Raw genomic sequence first — 17795 nt, forward strand, 5'->3', positions numbered from 1 at the left:
CACGTTTGTTGTTGTGGCGGAATTTTGCTTCTTCCCGGCTGCATGTCGCACTTGGAAGCGAGAGCCAGAGCCTGATGATTTTGAGTTGAATCGTCGCCTGCGCAAGTTCGATCACCTCGCCCCGCTTGCGGGGAGAGGCATAGGCCGCCTACGGCGGCCGTCCTTAGATAAGAAGAACGCCGAAGCGAAGCTTCGGCTATGTCGCGCAGCGATCCTGGTGAGGGGGATTCTCCGCATAATTTGTGCTTCAGCATTCGCGGAAACAGCCCCTCACCCCAACCCTCTCCCCGCAAGAGCGGGGCGAGGGAGAAGTCACCGCCGCGCCTCAACCTAAAGTCATCACGGTCTAGACGTGGAAGATGAAGTCGCTGTTGTGCAGATTGGCGATGAGGGTGTTTTTCAAGAGCAAGGTGTCATGGCTATCGAGCTTGATCAGCGTGTCGTTGCCTTGCTGGTGTTCGGCGGCCGGAAGCGTCGCGGCTGAAATGTTGGTGAATTGCCGGATGTCGATCTTGTCCAGGCCGTCGACAAAATCGGTGATCTGGTGCTGCGCGACGTTGGTTCCTGAATTCGGCTTGAACACGAACTGGTCCTGGCCGCCGCCGCCGGTCAGGATGTCGCCATAGCCGGTGCCGAAGATCACGTCCTTGCCGGCTGTGCCTGTCAGAACCACCGGCGTCGTCTGCGGGGGATTGGCGAGGTTGAATATGAAATTGACCGTGTCGGTGGCGCCGAAGCTGTCGGCGACGGTAACCGTGACCTTGTCGGTCGCAGGCGGCGTAGAGCCGGGATCATAGATGACACCCTCGGCCAGATCTTCGTTGGTTTGACCCAGGGTGTCGGAGTTGGTCTCGGGGGTCACGGTGCTTCCCGGCCCCGTGGTCGTTGCCGTCACTTTGAAGATTTCGGAGGATGCCGCGGGGTCGGAGTCGGAGACTTTCAGGCCCGAAATCGTCGTTGTCCCGTTCTCCTTCGAAACGATGCTGAATTGGTCGGTCTCGATCACCGGCCCGTCATTGACCGTTAGCGCGATGTGCTGGGTGGTCGTCTGCGCGCCGCCCGCCCCGGTATGGCCCTGGTCGTTGGCGGTCACGTTCAGCGTGTCGGAACCGTAATAGCCGGAGGTCGGCGTGTAGATGATACCGTGCGCCAGCGCCGTGTCGATCGCGGTTTGCGAGCCGAACAGATTGACCGAGCCGGAAACGTTGCCGGCCACGGAATCGAGGCCCGCGGCGTTCTCCAATGTCACCGTGCCATGCGCCACCGCGAGCGTCACCTCGATCTGCGCCGTGCCGGCATCGCCGTCGGAAACGCTGATGCCGTTGATGGCAAGCGGCGTGCTTTCATTGGTGGCGAGCGCGGCCGTCGAAATTGTCACCACCGGCGCATCGTTGAGCGCCGCGACATTGAACGTGACGTGCGCCGTCGACGTCACCCCATCGTCGGAGACCGTATAGGCAAAAGTGTCGGCGCCGCTGTAGTTTGCCGCCGGCGTGTAGGTGATGATGTTGCCGTTCAGGTTGACCGTGCCGCCGTGCAGGCTGTGGCCGCTCTGATCGCCGACAGAGGTGATGGTGAGAGCGCTGTTGTCGATATCGGTGACGTTGGCGAGCAATTGCGCCGCCGTCAGGGTCGTGCCGGTATTTTCATTGAAGGCGATCTGGTTCGGCAGGCCGCCCCATTCTTCTAAATAGCCCGCATCCTGCCAGGTGATCGGAACGTCGTTCCAAGTGCCGTTCGCGGAGATCTGCATCGCCGCGTTGCTGCTGCCAAACCCGCCATTGGGCTCGCCCGGGTTCCAGTTGGTGTAGGTGAACAGCGTTCCCGCTTCGGGTCCGGCGGTCCAGGTCCAGGTGCTCGGATCGTGCGGGTGACCCCCAGGCGAGGCATTCGTGGTGTCGCCCGCGGTCCAGGCGGTTTGACCATTGCCGATCAAATGGCTGATGAAGCTGTTCTCGGCGGCGCTGGTGATGGTGGCGAGATAGGCGCCATCGCTCGCGGCGCCCGTCTGCGCCTGAGTCCAGCTTGCGGACGAGGACGCGCCGACAAACCTGTAATAATGCCCGTTATCCGTATCCAGCACCCAGCCATTGCCCGAAGGCGGCGAGGCGTTGGAGATGGCGTCGTCATGCGCCACCGGCGGCGCGGCGGCGACCGTGCCCGCCGACTTCAAGCCGGTTTCGGTATTGCCGTGGGTGTCGGTGAACGACACCCCCACCGTGATCGCCTTACCCTCGTCGACTTCCGTCGGCGTATAGGTATTGCCGGTGTCGCCTGCCACCTTCTGGCCGCCGACGGTCCAGGTATAGGTGAAGGTGGCGCCGCTGCCGGTTGGCGCATCCGCATCGGTCACGTTCGCGGTGATCTTCTGATTAGCGACCGCGTTGTTGCTGCCATCCAGGCCGGTCAGCGCAATCGTCGCGTTCTCGCTTGGGCTCTCCGCCACCAACGCCGTCGCAGCGCTCGTCACCTGCGCCGTGGAACTCTTATCGGGGTCCGACGTGGTTGCCACCACGCGAATATGAAGTCCTTCGTCAGCCTCGCCTAATGTGTATTGCGAGCTGTCGGTTCCGATGTTGCCCCAATTGGTGCTGCCATTGGCCGAACTCTGCCACTGGTAGTGAATACTTGCGTCACTGTCATTGGTCGTGACATTCGCCGTCAGCTTCTGGCTTTCCGTGACGACGCCCGTGATCGCCACCTGATCGGGAGCATAGGCAAAGGTGTCGACGCGCGTATAGGTGACATTGTTGAAGACGTGACCGGTTACCCCAAACGTCTGGGTAGAGGTTTGAACGCCGCTATTCAGCAGTTCGAACGAGCCCGTGATCGCCGAGCTATTGGCGGTGAGATGCGACAGATCGAGTTGAATTTGAGTATTGCCTGACAGCTGCGCCGCGCTGAGCGTTTGGCTCGCAATCACGTTGAACGTCGTCGTCGAATAATCGGCCTGTACGAGCTCGACTTTCACGCCTCCCAAACCGGTGTTGGCGACGATAAGCTGAACCATCTCGTCGTTCGCATGCGTCGCCGTCGAATCGTTGAGATCGATGCCGTATTGCTGGCCGACGAACTTTGGGGCGGTCAGGTCGAACGTCGCACTCACCGCGAACGTGGAATTTTCCTTCAGTCCGCCATTGCTGACGGCCTCATCCTGCGTATTCGTTTGCAGCCGGGCAATGACCTGGGCTCCGCCAATGGAGAGGGCCACGGCACCGGTAGACGCCATGACGGCCTTGCCGTTGACCTCCGTCCAGGTGCTGCCGATGGTGGTGAAGCCGACGGGAGTGCCTCCGAAAGTGCCTCCCGCAGGGGGCGCCTGGCTGAAAGTATCATCGAAGACGACCGAGCCGCCCTTGACGATCTTCAATTCATCGACCGAATAGCTGAATGGCGCCGTCAGCTTCGGCGTAATATCCGCGATGGTGCCGAACGAGTTGATGGTTTGCTCGGAGTTGCCGGTCGGCTGGTCGTTATAGGTCGTGACAACCTGCAGCGATTTTCCTTCGTCGCCTTCGGTCGGCGCATAAAATGAGTTGGTGCTGACGGTCGCCCAGTTGGCTCCGTCGAAAACCTGCCACGCATAGGTCAGGCCCGCTGTGACTGCGATACCGCCGTCAGTCACGCCGGTGACGTTGATTTGGGCGCCTTCCGCCGCCTGGGTGGCATTCGCCGTAGCAACCAGATCGTTGCTTGCGCTCTCCTGCACGGTGCCGGCGGAAGTCAAGCCGGCCTGGGCATTGCCATGAGTATCGGTGAACGTCACCGACACGGCGATCGCCTTGCCTTCGTCCGCTTCCGTCGGGGTGTAGGTGTTGCCGCTGTCGCCTACCGTCTGGCCGCCGACCGTCCAGGTGTAAGTGAAAGTGGCGCCGCTGCCGCTTGGCGCGTCCTGGTCGGTCACGCTGGCGGTGATCTTCTGATCCTGGACGGCGTTGCCGCCGGCCAAGCCACCAAGCGCAATCGTCGCATCGCCGCTCTGCCAGACCGCGCTGCCATGCAGCGTCAGGTTTCCGGCAGAGTTGACGAGGTCCTTCGCGGTCGTTCCGCTGCTGTCATTGAGCGGATAATAGGCGGCCAGATTGGCTTCACTGCCCGACAGCGCGGTGAATTCGAGCGCCTGAATCTGGCTTTGAGTAAGCGCCGCGTTCCACACGCTGACGTCGCCGATCGAGCCGGTGAAATTCTCGCCGCCGTCGCCCCCGATCGTCATGAAATCCGGGTAGTGCGCCGGGCCGGGAATACCGTTCGCGCCGGCTTGGGCGGTGAAGTCGGCCACGCCATCGACATAGAGCGTGTAACTGCCGGCCACGTGCGTGAGCGCAATGTTGTGCCACTGACCGGCAGCCAGCTTGAAACCGGTATCCAGGAAGGTTTGGCCGCCGATGAGGATTTGCAGATCAAGACCGCTCGAGGTCACAAGTCCGAAGACCCCAAAGCCAGCGTCCGACGTGCTCCCGTTGTAGAAAACGTCCTGATAGTTACTGCCGCCGCCGTTCCAGTCGACCCAGCCTGCAAGCGTGACGCCGTCGTTGGCGCCGTTGCCGACATGGGTGGTAGCCACCGGCCCGCTGGCGAATGCATTGCCATCGAAGTGCAGGAACGTCGTGGCAAAGCTGGTCGGGCCCGCCGGCGCTTCCGCGACCGTGCCGGCGGCGACGGTGCCGGCCACGGCATTGTTGTGGCCGTCGGTGTACGACACCTTCACCTGCAACGGGCTGCCTTCGACCGCCTCCGTCGGCGTGTAGCTGGCACTGCTGCCGCTCTGCACATTATTCCAGTGCGCGCCGTCAAAGCTCTGGAAGGTGTAGACGATGCCGCTCGCCGGTGCGTCCGTGTCGGTCACGACAGCGGTGATCTGCTGGTCCTCGACCGCGTTGCCCGCCTGGTTCAGGCCGGCAAGCGAAAACGTCGCGTCGTTGACCGCATCCACCGTCACGGCAAAATCGTTGGTGAAATTTTTGGTGTCAGTCGCACCACCGACCGCGGGGTCGGTGACCGTCGCATCGACATGCAGGGTGAAGTTGCCGTTGTAGTCGATGGGCGGCGTCATCGTCAGCGGCGACGTTCCGAGCGAGGCCATCTGCGATGCGCTGATCACCCAGTGGCCGTCATCCGCGCCGGTACCCAGGGCGCCCACCGAGAAGGTCGCGCCGGGTGGGAAGCCGGAGAGTTTTAGCGCGAGCGTGTCGGAGGCGTCGGTGTCGGTCAGCCCGGTGAGACCGGCCAGCGTGACGGTGCCGTCTTCGAGCCCGTGATAGGCGTTGGAAATCGACAAATTATCGATCGTGTCGAGGTGTGTGTCGCCGTTGCCTTCGCGGTTCGTGATGGTGACGAGGTTGCCGGCCGCCACGCTCGCGAAACTGCCGGTCGCGGAGGCAACGGTTTGGCCCGACGCGTGATCTTTGATCACGAAGGTCTGGTGCGCGCCATCGTCGGTGATGCTGACATCGTAGACTGTGCCGGGGTTGAGCGAGGCATCAACGCGCACCGATTGCCCGGTCGCATTATCATTGATCAGAAGCGCGCCGGGATCGCCTATTCGCCAGTTGGCGACGAAACTGATGCCGTTGAGGGCGCCGCCAAACGTTGGCTCGGTCGCGCCGTCGGTGCGGTCCGTAACCACAAGGTAGTCGCCGCCCTCGGCAAAACTCCAGGTGAACGAAGTATGCAGCGGCGTGGCGGACGTCGGCGTGAAGCCGGCGACCGTCTGCAGAATTCCGCGGTCCTGAATGTGAAGCGCGCCGCCGGATTGGGTCACCGACCCATCATGGTGCTCCTCCACGTTGATCGTCGGCACATAGACGTGCCACTTGGTCGGATCGAGCGTGGCGCCGCTGAAGTCATCCGCGACGGAGTTGACGAAGAGGCCGGAGAGCGCCGGCGCGTCCGCGACCGGGTTCACCGTGAGCGCAACGGTCTGATCGCCGGTCGGCCCACTCGGCGCCGCACCGCCGTCGGTCGAGGTTGCCGTCACATGCAGCGCATCGGAACCTTCGTACTCGCCGCTCGGCGTGTAGCTCAGGCTCTTCAGAACGGTGTTCACGTCGGTTGCAAGCCCAGACACGATCACCGTGCCGGTGCCATTGCTTGTGAGCGTTACGTCACCCGGCAGACTGCTATCGTCGATATGCAGCGTGCCGTGCGCCACGCTCAGCGTCGCCGCCACCGGATCGTCTTCGTCGCCGGCGGCCGGCGTTACGCTGACGCCCGTGATCGGAACTGTCTTGTTTTCGTCAACCGCAATCGCAGCGCTCGACGTATCCGGAACCGTCACCGTCGGCGTGTCGGAGACCGGATTGACCGTCCCCGCCGAGACCGTCGTGTGATCCGTGTTGCCGTTGGCGTCGGTGAAGGTGAGGGAGACCCGCAGCGCGTGGCCCTCATCCGTCTCGCCCGGCGTATAGTTGGCGCTGGTCACCCCGGTACCGGATCCGTCGATCCAGTGATTCGGGGCGTCTTGTATCTGCCACTCATACTTGGCGTTGGTAACAGACTTGCCGCCATCGGTGATGACCGCAGTGATGGCGCTGCCCTCGGACGGATTGCCGTTGGGGTCGAGCCCGGCGCTAATCGCTCCGGGAATCTCGGTTACGTCTGTGCCGTGTTGGGATGACCCGTCATTGGCAAGCGCCCAATGCACGCCGGTGTAATCGCCAGTTAGCTTTATGTCCGAAACGTCGACACCACCAACGAAGATCGAGAGAGTGCCGCCGGAAGCGTTCCCGGCATAACGGACCGTCGGGCTGCTTAGATAATTGATATCGCGCAGATCGAGCGTGTTGTCGTCGAGGCCAGAAACCGTTCCGTGAAATGCGTTCGAGTGATCGAGCTCGAGGGTGCCGGTAGACGCGGCCGTGAAAGCGATTTTCGTCAGTCCATAGGGGTCTGGAGACTGAACCGTAGAATCGGCGCCGAGTTCAAGCAACGAAGCGCCGATGATCTGGGCGTTGCCCGAGAACGCGGCGCCGACGATCAGGCTTCCGCCGTTCGCCTCGAGCACCCCGGTGTTGTTCACGGTACTAGCCGAGTCGATGGTCAGCGTTCCGCCGGTCGATTCCAGTGTCCCGGCGTTGTTGACGATCGCCCCGTTAATGGCATTGGTGCCGGCCGCCGCGTTGATGATGCCATCGGAAATCGTGGCGACGGTGCCGCCGTTGATCGTCGCATTCTGCAAATCGACTGTCGAACTTGTCTGTGCAACGGAATCGACCGCCTCGACCGCGCCGCCGCCATTGTTGACCGTCGTGCTGTTCAGCACCAGCAGGCTGCCGTTGACGGCTTCCAACGTGCCACCGCTGTTGCTCACCGTCTCGCCGATGAGGTCGAGCTCGCCGCCGTTCGCCGCCAGCGTACCGGCATTGGAGACCGTGGCGGCATTTTTGATAGCGCTGACACCGCTGGTGGACTCGACGGTATCGCTCGCGCCCGTCGTATATACCCCGCCGCCGCTGATCGTTGCGTCTTCGAGCTTGATCGTCCCGTTCGTCCCGGTGACGTACACGATGCCGGTGATGTTTACGCCGTTGACCAAACCGCTCGTATTGTTGACGGTGCTGTTGACGAGGTCGAGTTCGGCACCGTTGGCCTCGAGCGTGCCGGCGCTGTTGGTGATGCTCGCCGCGCCGTTGATCGTGCTGACGCCGCTTGTGGCGACGATCGCGGCCTGGGCCGTGATCGAGATATTGCCGCCGAAGATCTTTGCATCCTGCAGGCCAATGCTCGAATGCGCCGTGCCCGACGGATCGCCAACCGCCGCGATCGTACCGTTGACCAGGCCGAGGCCGGAACCGGTATAGTTGGTGACGGTAGTGTTGATCAGCAGCGTGGCGCCGTTGGTGGCCTCCAGCGTTCCGGTATTCGTCAGCGAGAGCGTATCGAGCTTGAGGGCATTCTTGCCGTTGGCATCGATGACGCCATTGCTGTTATTGACCAGCACCAGCCCGCCGCGCCCGATCTCGCCGGCACCGGAAATGGTGTTGTTGTTGTTGGTGAGTTGGTCGCCACTTTTGATGGCCGCGATGATATTGTGCGTGTCGTCCGACAGCGTGACGTGGCCGCCGCCATCAAATCCGGCAAACCCCTGGTCGATATAAAGGTAAGTGTTATGGCCGGTGGAGTTCAGTTCGATGGTGCCGGTGTTGTTGATATAAGCGGCGCTGATCAGGGTCAGCGAGCTGTTGTCGGTTATCGCAAGGATACCGGCGTTGTTGACCCGGCCCGTCAGGTCGGCGACGCCGTTCGCGGTGTTGATCGTATTGCTGGTCCCGCCGACGGTATCGATCTCTCCGCCAACCTCGGTCGAAACCGTATGCTGTAGGAGCGTCGCGCCCTGGAGATCGATATGCGATGCCGCGCCGGCCATGGTCACACCGGTCGCGGCGTCGGACACGGTAGTCGCGATCAGCGTCAGCGTACCGCCGTTGACGGCTTCCAGCGTTCCGCTGTTCGTGAAAGAAACGGCGGAGTCGATAGTCAGCGCGCCGCCATCGACTTTGATGGTGCCGAGGTTGGTAATGGTCTCGGCATCCAGCGCGTTGCCGCTGCCATTGACAATGATCTGCCCGGAATTGCCGAGCGAGCCGTTTTGCAAAACGCCGTTGCCGTCCAGGAACAGCGTGCCGTTAATGTTGATGGTGACGCTGCCGCCGTCGATGGTGGCGCCGTCAATGCCGTCGAGCGTCAGCGTGCCGCCGCTGTCGACCGTGGTCGCGCCGTTGCTGATGTAGGTGCCCTGGTCAAGCAGCAGCGCGCCGTCGGCAAAAATCTCGAGCGCGTTGTTGGCGGTGACATTGACGCCATCCAGCGCGTTGCCAAAGCCGTTGACATTGATCTGGCCAAAATTGCCGAGCGAGCCGTTCTGCAGAACGCCGTCGCCGTTCAGGTTGAGCGTGCCGTTGTTGGTGATGGTGCCATTTTTAGTGACGGCGGCGCCCTCGGTGAGGGCGTTGATAAAGATGCCGCCACCGGTAGCGCCGTTGTTGATGGTGGCCCCGTCAAGGGTCAGCGTGGCGGCGCTGTCAACGGTGATCGTGCCGCCAAGTTTGGTGGTCGTCCCGTAGGTATTGGTGATCTGGGTGCCGAGATCGAGCAGCAGCGCGCCGTCGGCAAAAATCTCGAGCGCTTTGTTGGCGGTGACGTTGACGCCATCCAGCGCGTTGCCGCTGCCGTTGACATTGATCTGGCCAAAATTGCCGAGCGAGCCGTTCTGCAGAACGCCGTCGCCGTTCAGGTTGAGCTTGCCGTTGTTGGTGATGGTGCCGTTTTTGGTGACGGTGGCGCCTTCGGTGACGGCGCCGGTAATGACGCTGGGGGGAACGGCGTTGTTGATAGTGGCGCCCTGGACTGTCAGCGTGGCAGGGCCATCGACGGTGAGGTTGCCGCCGGTGTTGTCGACATTCACCAGGACGTTGAGCGTGCCGCCGCTGACGTCGATGGTCCCGGAATTCGTGGCGCTGCTTTGATCCTTGAAATCGCCGCCATGGGTAAGCTTGATCGTGCCGGAATTCTGCAGAACGCTCGTGATCAACAGTTCGAGCTGGCCGCCGGCACTACCTGCAGGAACCTCGGCGCCGACGGTCAAGGTGCCTTCATTGATCAGTTTTGCGCCGGTGGTATTGGCGGCGTCCAAGGTCACTGATTTTGCGGCGACGGCTTTTGTTCCAACCTCGTCGCTCGTGATCGTGACCGCGTACTTCCCCGTGCCGCCAATGACCTGCTCGTCGGGAATGACGACATCGTCGCTTGCGGTCGGGACGTTGCCGGTTTCCCAGTTCGCGCCGTCACTCCAGAGGCCGTCGGTCGGATGAATCCAGGCCACGTCGGGCGGGTCGACGTGCGTAAGGGTGACCGTGACGTCTTTCGTCGCCGTCGCGCCGAGGGAATCGGTGACCGTGATGGTATAGGTCAGCGTCAGCGTCTCGCCCTTCGGCAGGAAATCAGCCAGGAAATCCGGCAACTTCGCCAGTTGCCAGGTGACTATTCCGTTGCCCGTGCCGGTGCTGTCGGTGCCGATCCGGGCCGTCAGCGCCGCTTCAAACGCAGCTAGCGGCGTCGGCGGAACGGCGCCTCCCGACCACACCGGGGTCTTGAGTGATACCGTAACCAAATGGGTATCGGTTAAATCCGGATCCGTGAAAGCCAAGATGCCGCTGGCCGGCACGGCCTTGCCGGTGACCGGGTCCGTCGGCGCCAGAAATCCCCCGGCTTGGACGTCACCCGTAAAGGCCACTGCGGGCGCGGCACTGGTAATGACCGGACGGTCATTGGTGCCGGTGATCGTTACCGTAAACGACTGGGTGGTCGTCTCATTATTCCCGGCAAAATTGTTCTGGACCGTCACATTGTAGGTCAACGTCAGCGTCTCGCCGGCGGCGAGGAAATCGAAATTGCTGTCGGCGACGCTGTAGGTCCAGGTCGCAAAGCCGTTGTTGTTGTTGCCCGCGTCCGGGTTGGGCTTGAAATCGAGTTCCACCGCCCGGATGTCTGCGATCTGCAGCGCATTCAGCGAGGTGGTGACGTCGTTACCGTGGGCGTCATGGTAGACGTACGCATTCTTGTCGACCGCCACCGTCACCGTCGGGACGTCGCCGGGATTGATGTCGACCCAGTTGATCTGGACGACGATATGGTCGGGTTGGGCATCGCCGGTCTGGCCGGGGAGCTCGCCAAAGGAAAAGCTCTTGGCAACGTGGCCGCTGGGGTCGAGGATAGCGACGAGCGGCGACCCGGGAATGTGCCCCAGGAGGCTCGTCGGCCCGGTTATGCCCGAAACCCCCGAATTGTCGGCCGTCTTCACCAGCAAAACGACCGGGGTAGCAGTCGTGCCATTCGGCAACACGATCGGCGTCTGCTGCTGAGGCGTGATCGAATCGGTGAAATGCTCGAGCGATTTCGGGTTGGAATTGTCGGTGAATTTCTGCGCGAACACGTCGGTGATGAGCTTTTGCACATCCGGCGGCAGCGCCTCATTGGTGATGCTGACGATGCCTTGATGGATGTGGATCTGCTGGCCGGCCTGATTGACCTCCGCGATCGGCGTGAGCGTGTTCTTGTCGAACAGGATATACCTGCCGGTGGTGCCGTCGGGCTCGACCAGGACCTGGAATTTCGTATCCGGCGCGGCGAGGGCGCCGGGAATGCTGAAGTCGATCTCGACCAAAACCGCGGTGCCGCGGATGCCCATGGTCGCGACCGGCGTATCGACCTTCATGTCGCCGTGCTTGGCGGTCTCGCCGGCGACAAATGTGATGGTGCCCGCCACCAGGCTGAGCAGCGAGGAATTGTTCGACCCGTTCGGGTCGTACACCATCTCGTTGAGCACCATCCGCGCATTCGAAGAGAGGCCGAACACGGTGCCGTCGATGAAGGTGACGCCGAGCGTCGAATCGGAGCCGGACTGAACGACGTCGCCTTTTTCGACGTTGTCGCCATTGTTAAGGATGATCGAGACGCCGTTGCGGATCGCGGTCGCGCTGCCGACCAGCTTGGTGACATGGCCGATCACCGCGGCGGCGGCCGGCGCGCCTCCGGCTTGCGCATATTCGACATGGCCGGTCAGCGCGCTGACGATGTCGCCGGTGAGCTGGGCGCCGTCGGGCGAAGCAAGCGCCGCGCGCTTCTCGCCCTTGAAGTAATCCTGGAGGACCAGTTCGTGGTCGTCCTTGGAAAGGATCAGGTCGACGCCGGACCGCTTGAACTCGCCGTTGAAAAGCAGCTGCGTGTCCGGAACGATAATCGCCCCGGACGGAATGTGGGATGGATGCGGAGAAACAGTCTCGAAATGGGCATGCGCATTGGAATGCGCCCCAAAACTGTCAGCAGGCAGCTTTGCGTCGAATTTGCTAACGAAATTCAATGGCCCCACCCGAAAAGGGTTAATATTCAAATAATAATTACAGTCTAAGCTTGCTTATCACCGGCCAACGCGTTGCGAAACCATCTCCTGCTTGTGCAAATCTTGGGCAAGTCGATTTCCGGAGACCGGCAACGCAATATCCGCCCCAGCAGAGCTTGCGATGTCCCAGTATTACGTGCCGTTGTGGCTAATGCAGAGCAGTATTGGTAGCGAATGAGTGGGGTATCTTCTGTAATTCCGTGTATAGAATCTCGCGCCGATACTTGCATCAACTTTCCCCTGCATTCCCTTGCAGGATACTGCGCCAATCTCTGCGCTAAATCTGTGATCTAAATAACAAAACCCGCGATTCCCACTGAATTAGCCATATTCGGCGGAATTTGTCGAAAATACAACCTTAGCTCGGCATTTCAAGGCTAAGCGCGCTGTTTCGGCCACAGCAAGGGGCGATCCGTAAAATTTTCAGCAAACTGGCGAGACGGATTTCAGGCTGTTTCGGGCTTTCCGGCCGGTTCGGGCCGGCTTTAATCAGAATGATAGCCACCCCGCCTATCGTCGCTTCTCGAAACGATCCGGTCACGAGCTGGCTAACCAGCCCGCCGATGCCCGGACATTGGGGCGTCAGATGCGGATTCTAGGTCACTCTCGCGCGTTGCTCGTCGTCATGGTTGCCTGCGGCATGGCCTGGCTTGGACCGGCGGCGGCCGGCACGCTGCTTTCTCCCGGCTCTGCGGCTCTGGTCAGAAAATCCGCCGAGCCGTTCGGGTTGTTTGCCGCCGTCCTGTCCGGCGGGGCTTTGCGGGAAAAATGGCTCGATGTCGCGCGCAAGCTCGACGACGAAGGCGTGCAGCTCGCGCTTTGCGACGGCGACCGTGATCGCTGCGTATCGGCGGCCGCGCTGCGATTTCTCGCCATCGTCGACCTTGGCAGAGCGCGCGAGGGACGCGCCCGTCTCGGCGAGATCAACCGCGCGATCAATCTGGCGATCCATCCGGTGAGCGATCTGGCCCAATACGGCGAAATCGACGTCTGGAGCTCGCCGCTTGCGACGTTTTCCAGCGGCGCCGGCGATTGCGAAGACTATGCCATTGCAAAATTCGTGGCGCTGCGCCAGGCCGGCGTCGCGCCGGACGACCTGCGGATCGTGATCATGCGCGACACCATCCGCGGCGAGGACCATGCGGTCGCAGCGGCGCGGCTGGATGGACGCTGGCTGATGCTGGACAATCGCCGGATGGCGATGGTCGAGGACGCCGATGTCAGGAACTACCAGCCGCGGTTCGTGATCGATCAATCCGGCGTCATGCAGTATGGCGACGCCCCGCTGCTGGTCAGCGCGCCCGGCCGCGATCTTGCGCCCTTGGGCGCACAGGATCTAGCCGCCCAGCCCGGGCTGGTCTCGCCCATCGACTAGAAATCACGCGCTGTCCGGTTACGGCGGCGTGCGCGGGCCGGAAAATGGCGGGGAATCGCCAAAGCGATTGACATGTCTCCGCTCGCCTCGATGATATGTTCCGTGACAAGATGAAGCCAGCAGGCTTTCTCGAAGCGGAGACCGGGATGCGGGGATTGGGGCTGGGGCTGGCTGCCGTTGCGATTCAGATCGGCCTGGCGCTTCCCGCCTGCGCGGAGGACCAGCCTTCCTTCGACCGCTCGATTCGCGACGCGCTGCCGCTGTTCGAAACCAACCATTGCGGTGTTTTCAGCGACGTGGCGGAGCTGTTGTTTTGCGGCGAGCCCGCACTTAACGCCGTCGTCGAGAAACTGCACGGCGCGATCCAGGCGCGGCTGAACCGGATTCCGAACCGGCGCCTGGCGATCGAGGAAAACGCCGAATGGATCAAGGACCGCAATTCGAGTTGCGGCATTTTTGGCTCGCAAAAAATCTCGAAGGAGGAGCTCAAGCCGATCGAGGCCTGTCTGTTAAAGGAAACCGAGGAGCGCATCGCGATCTTGGAGGATCCGAATTTCGATTGTCTGGCGACCAACACCACCGCCGGGATGCTCATCTGCAGCGACCCCGCCCTGGCCATCGCCAAGACCGAACTCAACAGCCTCGAAGTCGGCCTCCTCGCCAAATTGAAGCCGGACGACGCCAAGGCGGCACTCGCCGAATATGAGCGATGGAGCAGGGAGCGCGACCGGAAATGCGGATTGGTGGACAAGGACAACGTGCCGCTGGACGAGTTGTCGGCGTCAGAGGCTTGTCTAGCCGACTATATGAAGGGGAAGACCGAGGAGATCGTTGCGGCCAAGGGCGATCCGAAGAAAATCTTTGGCCGGCATCAATTCTCGCCTCTGCCCGACGCCGACGCCGTCGATCTCTGTGTCGCGCAAATCCATTCGGCCAATGCCTGCGATGATTTCGTCACCGTAAACCGTGTGTTTCCAATTGACGACGAGGTCGCGGAAAAAGAGGCGCTGATAACGGCCGAAGTCGAATTGATCGTGCTGTCTCCGTTTGCCGTCTGCAGTTCGGTCGCATCGAGCTGCACGGGGACCTGCTGGGACGCGAAATCGGGGAAGGCGAAGTCGTCGCCGCCGTCGCCGGGAACCAGGGACAGTTTTCCGGTCGCGCATAAGTTGAGGGTCGAAAAGGCATTCGCGTTTCTGAAAACCGATAGCGGTGGCTGGCGCTGCACCACGACCGCACTCCAGCCGGTCGATTTCGGCGTGTCGCAAAGCGGCCCCTAAACTCGACAACGACCAATTCGTTCCGTCGCCTACCAAAAAATTTTGCATCGTTTTGTCGCAGCGCATGCGCGGGCGATATTTCGCTTGGCGAAAAAAAATCACGAGACGAATTTTTTCTTTTCCGCTTCGCGACGACCTTTGATTGACGTCATCGTTTCCCCGGGCATAGCATCAACGCCGATCCGCTAAGAGATCGTCAGGGAGGAACGCATGAAACGCATCGTGCTTGCCGTAAGCCTTGCCATCCTCGCGCTGTCAGGCGCGAACGCCCAAACAAATGACGAATTGATCAAGGGCGCGACCGATACGTCGAACGTCCTCAATTATGGAATGGGCTACAATCTGCAGCGGTTCAGTCCGCTGAAGCAAATCAACAAGGACAACGCGAAAAACCTGGTGCCGGTGTGGAACTATAGTTTCGCCGACGACCGCAGCGAGGAATCGCAGCCGCTGGTCTACCAGGGCGTCATCTATGTCACCAGCCACAACGCCACGATGGCGATCGACGCCAAAACCGGCAAGCAGGTCTGGAAGACCAAGGTCGAATATCCGGCGGAAACGCCGCGCATCGTGTGCTGCGGCATTATCAATCGCGGTGCCGCGATTTTCGACGGCAAGCTGTTCCGCACCACGCTCGACGCCAATGTGATCGCGCTGGACGCCAAGACCGGCAAGGAACTCTGGCGCCAGAAAGCCGCCGACATCAAAGAGGGCTATTCGATGACGGTAGCGCCGCTGGTCGCCGACGGCGTCGTCCTGACCGGCATCTCGGGAGCGGAGTTCGGCACCCGCGGTTTCATCGATGGATGGGATCCGGCGACCGGCAAGCATCTGTGGCGTACCAATACGATTCCCAGCCCCGATGAGCCCGGCGGCGACACCTGGAAGGGTGATACCTGGAAGTTCGGTGGCGGATCGACATGGATCACCGGCTCCTACGATCCCGAGCTGAACACGGTCTATTGGGGCATCGGCAACCCGGGACCGTTCAATTCGGCGGTGCGGCCCGGCGACAATCTTTACACCTGTTCGGTGCTCGCGCTCGAGCCGAAGACCGGCAAGATCAAATGGCACTATCAGTTCTCGCCGAACAATCCGTTCGACTATGACTCGGTCGCCGAGATGGTGCTGGCCGACCTTAACGTCGAGGGCAAGCCGACCAAGGTCCTGATGGACGCCAATCGCAACGGCTTCTTCTATGTCCTGGACCGGACCAACGGCAAGCTGCTCGCGGCCAATCCTTATGTGAAGGTGAACTGGGCTACCGGCATCGACCTGAAGACCGGCCGCCCGATCGAAACCGACGTCTCAAAGGACGCGCGCGACGGCAAGAAGGTCGTGGTCTACCCGTCGATTCTCGGCGGCAAGAACTGGGAGCCGATGTCGTACAATCCGCAGACCGGCTTCGCCTATGCCAATACGCTCGCGTTCGGCGGCCACTACAAGACCGAGCCTGTGACCTACAAGGCCGGCGAATGGTATCTCGGCATGGACCTCACCGATCTCTGGGAATGGGGTGACGGGCCGCGCGGGCACCTCAAGGCCATCGATCCCCTGAGCGGAAAGACCAAGTGGGAAGTGCCAAGCGATATCCCGCGTTTCTCCGGTGTGCTTTCGACCGGCGGCGGGGTGGTGTTTTCGGGCCAGCTGACCGGCGAGTTCGAAGCGTTCGACGCCGACAGCGGCAAGAAGCTCTGGCAGTTCCAGACCGGCTCCGGCATCGAGGGACAGCCCGTGACCTGGCAGCAGGACGGCGTGCAGTATGTCGCCGTGGCCAGCGGCTATGGCGGCGTGTACTCGCTGTTCTCCGGCGACGAACGGCTGGCCAACATACCGGCCGGCGGATCGCTGTGGGTGTTCGCGGTAAAAGCCCAATAGGCGGACTAGCGAGTGATCAAGGGACGTTTTGGCTGGACGGCGGCGTATTTCGCCGCCGTCGCGATAACCGCAAGCGCGCTCACGACGGTCCGTCCTGTCAGGGCGCAACAAGATAGCGAGGTCGATCAAGCGAAGATCGACCAGGGCAAGGTTACGTTTGCGCAAAAGTGCTCGCACTGCCACGGCCCCAACATGGTCAATGCCGGCACGATTGCCCCCGATCTGCGCAAGTTTCCGGACGACAAGGAACGCTTCTTCACCACGGTGAAGTTGGGCAAGAACGGCAAGATGCCGCCTTGGGGCGACCTCTTGAGCGACGATGAGATCGCGTGTCTGTGGGCCTATATGTCGAGCCGGAGAAATCCATGAGGACCTGGCTGGCAGCATCAGGCGCGACGGTTCTGCTCATGGCTGTGGCCACGCTGACAGCGGCCGCCGCTGATGAGGCCTTAAGGGTCTGTCTCGACGAGGATCTGCCGCCGCTTTCGATGCATCATCGCGGCGCGCCCGACTCTGGCTTTGATGTCACCCTGGCTGAGGCGATCGCTCAAAAACTCGGCCGCCCGCTGAAGATCCAATGGTTCGAAAGCAAGCTCGACGAGGATTCGAGCCCCGCGCTGGAAGCCAATGCGCTGCTCTCGGACGGCCGCTGCTCGCTGGTCGGCGGCTATGCCCTGACGAAGGACTCCCTCGTCGTGCCCGGCGTCAAGACCGCAAAACTGCCGGATTTCCAGGGCGCCACGCGCGACGATCGCAGGCGCCGCGTGCCGCTCGGCGTGCTCGCGCCGAGCGAGCCGTATATCTATTCGCCGCTGACCGTTGTGCTTGGTCCGAAGGCGCGCGACCGCCGCATCGCCGGCGTCGGCGACCTCGCTAGCCTGCGCATCGGCATCGAAAGCGGCACGCTCGCTGACGCCATTCTGATGACGTTCGGCGATGGAAAACTGATCGACGACATCACGCATCTGGTCCCCGGCCGGGACGATCTGCTGGGCGCGCTCGATCGCGGCGATTTTGATGCGACGCTGCTCGATCTGCGCCGCTTCGATGCCTACCGCGCGGCCCATCCGGACACCAGGCTCGCTCCATCCGGATATTATTTTCCGATCGGCGCCAATCGCGGATATGTCGGCCTTGCCAGCGATCCGGCGCTGCTCGACGCGGTCAACAAGGCGCTCTCCGATTTGCAAGGCGCGGGCACCATCGCCGAGCTCGGCCGGGCGGCCGGACTCACTTATCTCCCCCCGCGAGAGCCGGCGATCCTCGGCGACGAGATGCTGAGGGTGCTGCAGAAGTGATGTTGGCTGCTCTCGGCGGTCTGGAGAAAGAACGACTCCATCGATTCGTCATGGCCGGGCAAAGCCGT

General features: G+C 61.8%; 6 protein-coding genes. 5 read left to right on the top strand and 1 reads right to left on the bottom strand.

The window, feature by feature from the left end:
• Positions 1–346 precede the first annotated feature (346 nt).
• The gene (locus B5526_RS14835; RefSeq protein WP_172842043.1) at positions 347–11857 is read right to left on the bottom strand and encodes a LamG-like jellyroll fold domain-containing protein; all 11511 of its coding nucleotides are present in this window, start codon (positions 11855–11857) and stop codon (positions 347–349) included.
• 625 nt (positions 11858–12482) lie between these two features.
• Here B5526_RS14835 and B5526_RS14840 point away from each other — a divergent pair.
• From B5526_RS14840 to B5526_RS14860, 5 genes are all read left to right on the top strand, one after another.
• Positions 12483–13271, top strand: a complete 789-nt coding sequence (locus B5526_RS14840; protein ID WP_079539070.1) for a transglutaminase-like cysteine peptidase — start codon at positions 12483–12485, stop codon at positions 13269–13271.
• A 110-nt stretch (positions 13272–13381) separates the two neighbouring features.
• Positions 13382–14551, top strand: coding sequence for a lysozyme inhibitor LprI family protein (locus B5526_RS14845; protein WP_244562295.1), 1170 nt, complete (start codon positions 13382–13384; stop codon positions 14549–14551).
• Positions 14552–14761: 210 nt separating this feature from the next.
• Positions 14762–16429, top strand: a complete 1668-nt coding sequence (locus B5526_RS14850) for a methanol/ethanol family PQQ-dependent dehydrogenase (RefSeq protein ID WP_079539071.1) — start codon at positions 14762–14764, stop codon at positions 16427–16429.
• 12 nt (positions 16430–16441) lie between these two features.
• Entirely contained in the window at positions 16442–16798 is a 357-nt protein-coding gene (locus B5526_RS14855; protein WP_079539073.1) for a c-type cytochrome, read from the top strand.
• The gene (locus tag B5526_RS14860; protein ID WP_079539075.1) at positions 16795–17727 is read left to right on the top strand and encodes a substrate-binding periplasmic protein; all 933 of its coding nucleotides are present in this window, start codon (positions 16795–16797) and stop codon (positions 17725–17727) included. Before B5526_RS14855 ends, B5526_RS14860 begins: the two co-directional genes overlap by 4 nt.
• Positions 17728–17795 lie beyond the last annotated feature (68 nt).

The organism is Bradyrhizobium lablabi (assembly GCF_900141755.1).
GTDB classification, from domain to species: domain Bacteria; phylum Pseudomonadota; class Alphaproteobacteria; order Rhizobiales; family Xanthobacteraceae; genus Bradyrhizobium; species Bradyrhizobium lablabi_A.

What these genes read in the sequence shown, in the direction of transcription:
- B5526_RS14845 (WP_244562295.1), top strand. Translation starts at nt 13,382, where the DNA reads ATGAAGCCAGCAGGCTTTCTCGAAGCGGAGACCGGGATGCGGGGATTG.
- B5526_RS14840 (WP_079539070.1), top strand. Translation starts at nt 12,483, where the DNA reads ATGCGGATTCTAGGTCACTCTCGCGCGTTGCTCGTCGTCATGGTTGCC.
- B5526_RS14850 (WP_079539071.1), top strand. Translation starts at nt 14,762, where the DNA reads ATGAAACGCATCGTGCTTGCCGTAAGCCTTGCCATCCTCGCGCTGTCA.
- B5526_RS14860 (WP_079539075.1), top strand. Translation starts at nt 16,795, where the DNA reads ATGAGGACCTGGCTGGCAGCATCAGGCGCGACGGTTCTGCTCATGGCT.